The 4,274-nt window shown below is 69.5% G+C and carries 4 protein-coding genes and 1 pseudogene; 4 read left to right on the top strand and 1 reads right to left on the bottom strand.

The genetic code is table 11. The annotated features are described in order from the left end of the window. Positions 1 to 391 precede the first annotated feature (391 nt). The 3 genes from ACIRD3_RS40300 (at position 392) to ACIRD3_RS40310 (ending at position 2,452) form a co-directional block, all read left to right on the top strand. Positions 392 to 556: a hypothetical protein gene (locus tag ACIRD3_RS40300; protein WP_402227092.1), complete on the top strand. Its 165-nt coding sequence runs from the start codon at positions 392 to 394 to the stop codon at positions 554 to 556. 711 nt (positions 557 to 1,267) lie between these two features. Further along, positions 1,268 to 1,582 carry a hypothetical protein gene (locus ACIRD3_RS40305; protein ID WP_402227094.1) on the top strand — a complete coding sequence of 105 codons (315 nt, stop codon included), beginning with the start codon at positions 1,268 to 1,270 and terminating at the stop codon, positions 1,580 to 1,582. An 81-nt stretch (positions 1,583 to 1,663) separates the two neighbouring features. Next, on the top strand, positions 1,664 to 2,452 hold the full coding sequence (locus ACIRD3_RS40310) for an NAD-dependent epimerase/dehydratase family protein (RefSeq protein WP_402227096.1): 789 nt from the start codon (positions 1,664 to 1,666) through the stop codon (positions 2,450 to 2,452). 256 nt (positions 2,453 to 2,708) lie between these two features. Here ACIRD3_RS40310 and ACIRD3_RS40315 read toward each other — a convergent pair whose 3' ends face one another. Continuing rightward, on the bottom strand, positions 2,709 to 3,137 hold the full coding sequence (locus ACIRD3_RS40315; RefSeq protein ID WP_402227097.1) for a hypothetical protein: 429 nt from the start codon (positions 3,135 to 3,137) through the stop codon (positions 2,709 to 2,711). Positions 3,138 to 3,439: 302 nt separating this feature from the next. Between ACIRD3_RS40315 and ACIRD3_RS40320 the strand changes: the two are divergent. After that, positions 3,440 to 4,274 (top strand): annotated as a pseudogene (locus ACIRD3_RS40320) (hypothetical protein); the annotation flags it as partial.

Raw genomic sequence — 4,274 nt, forward strand, 5'->3', positions numbered from 1 at the left:
GCGGGCGCGCTGCCCGGCCGGCACGAGAGGCGGGCCACCCCCGAACATCGGCGAGGTTTGGGGCTGGGCGCCGTCCGTCCAGCCGGCTGAGCCCCCCGCCCCGCGAACATCGGCCCTGGGGGGCCTCGTCCGCGGCGCGGTGGGCTGGCCGACTGGCCGCACGGCGCCCAGCCCCAAACCGGGCGCCTCGTCCGGGGGCGGCCCGCCTCTCGCACCGACCTTTTAGCGCACCCGCACCCGCCCGCAACCCGGCCATCGGCATGATCCATGCCACCTGAAAATGGGGCCGAGGGGGTGGCCCCGACTCCATTAATAAGGGAGAAATCCGGCCATCGAACGGGGCAGGCAGAGCCCCGGAAGACCGGAACCCTTTCAGGACGAGGAGCACCCGATGACCGACACCACCGCCGCCATCACCGCCACTGACACCACCGCCGCCACCACCACCGACACCACCGCCACCGAGACCGCCGCCGCCAAGGCCGTCGCGAGCCTCGGTGAGCCCATCTGGTCGGAGGCCCCGCTCCGCGCGATGGTCGGCCTGGACAACGACTAACCCACCAGGGCGGGGCCCCTCCTGGGCCCCGCCCTGGTCTGGTGGGGCGAAGCGGTCGCCCCCTGCGGGGGCGGCTGCCTGGTGGCACGGTGGCGTTCACCGTCCCGGCGGCGTCGGCCCCTGGGGGGCCTTTGGCCACCGTGCCGGGCCACCGTGCCGGCGAGGTGGATGCCTGGCGAACCGGTCCCAGCCCTGCAGGCATACCGGAATGTCCGCCCGACAGCTTCCCCGGCCGAGACCGCCAGCCAGAACGAACAGGCCAGGTGCTTCGGCACGTGCAGTCCAAGTGTCTACGGCATCCACAGAAGCCTGTTACAGCCAGTAGCCCGAAGTCCGCGCGCCAACATAGGCAGCGCGGATGGTTCATTCCCCAGCCCGCTCATGAGACGCCATGCCATGGCGGGCCGGCTGACGCTGCCTTCTCGTCCTGCCGCAGTTCAGTGGTGCAGCCGAGAAGCTGTTCACCCGGTCTCGCTTGAGGTGATCGCCCTTCAGGTCTCCGCTTCGGGCGACAGCGATCGTGCCTGGTCGGGGCTCCCTCCCGGCACTTGAGCCTGGCAGACGGCGCGGCGTGGCCGCAAGGCCGGTCGCCATTCCACTCCAAGGCGACCGGCCTTGCGGCCCCACCCCACCGCCCGCCGGACGGCCCGTGCCGGGACGGACCCCCGACCAGGCACCCAACGCCACCGCCACACGAAAGCCGGAGACCCCATGAACACCAACCCCCGCAAGGCCGCTGCCGTCATCGCCCTCTCGGCCGCAGCCGCCTTCACCCTCACCGCCTGCGGCAACGACGTCGAGCACGGCACCGTCATCGAGAAGCACTTCACCCCCGACTCGTACTCGGTCGTCAGCGTTCCCAGCACCACCTGCACCAACGGCCGTTGCACCACCACCAGCCACCTCACCACCGTGTACACCCCGGAGCACTGGACGCTCGTTCTCCGCGACCGGAAGGGCCACACCGGCTCGGTCGACGTCAGCGCGAAGAAGTACGGAAGCGTCAAGGTCGGCGACCAGTACTGATGCACCGGGCTGGGGACCTCACGAGGTCCCCAGCCCGCCCCAACGAGACAGCGCTAGCGGCGGCTCAGCCGCCGCACTCGAATGCACATCGGAGCTATCGCTGGTGGTGCCGGCTACATCGGCAGCACGATCGCCTCGGCCTGCTCGGACGCGGGTATCACGACGGCGATCCTCGACAACCTGGTCACTGGCCGACGCGAGTTCACGGCAGGCCGCCCCTTCTACGAAGGCGACATCGCGGACGGGCCGCTCGTCGACCGGGTATTCGCCGAGCACCCGGACATCGACGCCGTCATACACTGCTCCGCCCTGATCGTGGTGCCGGACTCGGTCGCCGATCCGGTCGGCTACTACCAGGCGAACGTCAGCAAGAGCCTCGAGTTCGTCGGGCACCTGCTCCGCAACGGCTGCGAGCGGATGGTTTTCAGTTCCTCCGCCTCCATCTACCGGGCAGGCGCCGACCTGACAGTCGACGAGGACGCCGCCATCGACCCGCAGAGCCCGTACGCGCGGACCAAGGCGGTCTGTGAGGCGATGTGCGCCGACATCGCTGCCAGCCAGCCGATCCGGGTCCTGTCCCTGCGTTACTTCAACCCAATCGGGGCAGACCCGAGCATGCGAACCGGATTGCAGCTGCGCCACCCCAGCCACGCCCTGGGCAAGATGATCCAGGCTCAGGAGAGCGGCAGTCCGTTCCAGATCACCGGCACCGCCTATCCGACCCGCGACGGGTCAGGCATCCGCGACTACGTCCACGTCTGGGACCTGGCGGCTGCTCACGTGGCCGCGCTGCAGCGGTTCGACGCCGTGCTGACCGGGCGGTCACCTCGACGGCGATCAACCTGGGTACGGGCACCGGAACCACGGTGAAGGAACTCCTCAACGCGTTCAACAGCGTGGCGGACGCACTCAAGAGCGTGGAGGCCGCGCTCGTCCAGGCGATGTCGTGGGCGCCTACACCGGCAGTGACCGCGCCGAGCGACTGCTGAGATGGACCCCGAGGCACTCGATTGAGGACGGCATCCGGCACTCTCTCCAGTGGGCCGGAATCCGTGACGAGGTCCTCGCCCGGTAGCGGTATCGGGGGCGCGGCTGCCACCGCGGCGGCCGCGCCCTCCGGAAGGGGTCAGGCTCCAGCCGCGTACGGGTCGGGGAACGCTGCGACAGGCTGGGCAGCAGCATCAGTCTCCTCCTCGGTGAGGAGAAGACTTTCCACCGGGGCGAGTTGCTTGTCGGCCTGCGCCGGTACGGAATCCTGCGATGCCGTGGCACGCTGCTCGTCCGCGTGCTCCCGCAGCATCGCCCGTATCTCCTTGATCGAGAGCGGTATGAGGTCGGCCAGATCCTGCTCGCTCCCGAACAGCTCAGCGGCGGCAACTACCGCCTTGCGCGTCCTTGCCTGCGACTCCTTCAAGAGGGCCAGTTCCCGGTCGACGGTGGCAAGTGCGGTCGCTTGCTGGGAGTGGCGCTGCTTGGCTGCTTCGAGCTCGGCCTTCTGCTGAGCGCGCAGCTTCTCCCGGCGTGCCAGTACGGCTTCATTGTGGCGTGAGGTCATGGGCTGCATCGTTTCGCCTGATCGACCATCAGGCAAATGACATCGGCCCGCTTCGTTCCACAGCAGTGAAGGGTCTTGTTGGTGCTCACGGCCCACCGCCCTCCACACAGGCGTTGGGTGCCTGGTCGGGGCTCCCTCCCGGCACTTGAGCCTGGCAGACGGCGCGGCGTGGCCGGTCGCCATTCCACTCCAAGGCGACCGGCCTTGCGGCCCCACCCCACCGCCCGCCGGACGGCCCGTGCTGGGACGGACCCCCGACCAGGCACCCAACGCCACCTCACTTCAAGGGAGCCGGAGACCACATGAACAGCACCTCGCCCGCCGCTGACGCGAACGGACTATCGTCCCAGTCCCCGTTTCTGACCTACGTGCTCAATCGGGTCATCGATCTGATGGAGCGCACGGCCGAGCGCATGCGCCAGCGCATGATCGACGCCGCGCTCCGGAAGGCTGCGGCGTTCGTCGCAGAGAACTTTCCCAGTCCTTTCTCGAAGCGGCTGAGCAAGCCCGAGTCCTGGGCCGGCTACCTGTGGTGGGGCGAGGACGACCGGGTCCCGTCGTGTGCCGTGGCGCACCTGGGCGATGGTGTCTGGCTGCACTACACGGGCGCTGACGTCCTGACGGTCATTGCCGCGTGCGGTTGCGGGGTTGGGTACCGGTCGAAGGTGCTGACCGAGCCCGAGCGTGGGCTGGTGTCCGAGGACGGCCCGCAGCCGACCGGGAAGGAGAAGATCGCGAACTCGCTGCTCGATTTTTTCGAGGCTTCGGTCGTCCGGGGTTCGGTGAACGGCCAGGGCTGTGGGCAGTGCGGCAGCGTTGAGAAGCGCGAACGCTGGTCGGATTCTGAGTTGATCCGGTGCTGCCCCGCTTGCGTCCTGGGCAGCACCGGGATCCGGTGGCGAACATGGCGCCTCGAGGCCTCCGGTCAGTCGTCAGCAGCTAGCTTTATGGAGCTGCGGGAGCGGCTCCGGCAGTCCGCCGGGTGGGTGCAGCCGAAGAGATTTCTGCGGGGGCCGGAGCCCGCTGGCGCGGTCTCCGTCCCGGGGGCCGGAGCCCGCTGGCGCGGTCTCCGTCCCGGGGGCCGGAGCCCGCTGGCGCGGTCTCCGTCCCGGGGGCCGGAGCCCGCTGGCGCGGTCT

It is taken from the genome of Kitasatospora sp. NPDC093550 (assembly GCF_044764985.1).
Lineage (GTDB): Bacteria > Actinomycetota > Actinomycetes > Streptomycetales > Streptomycetaceae > Kitasatospora.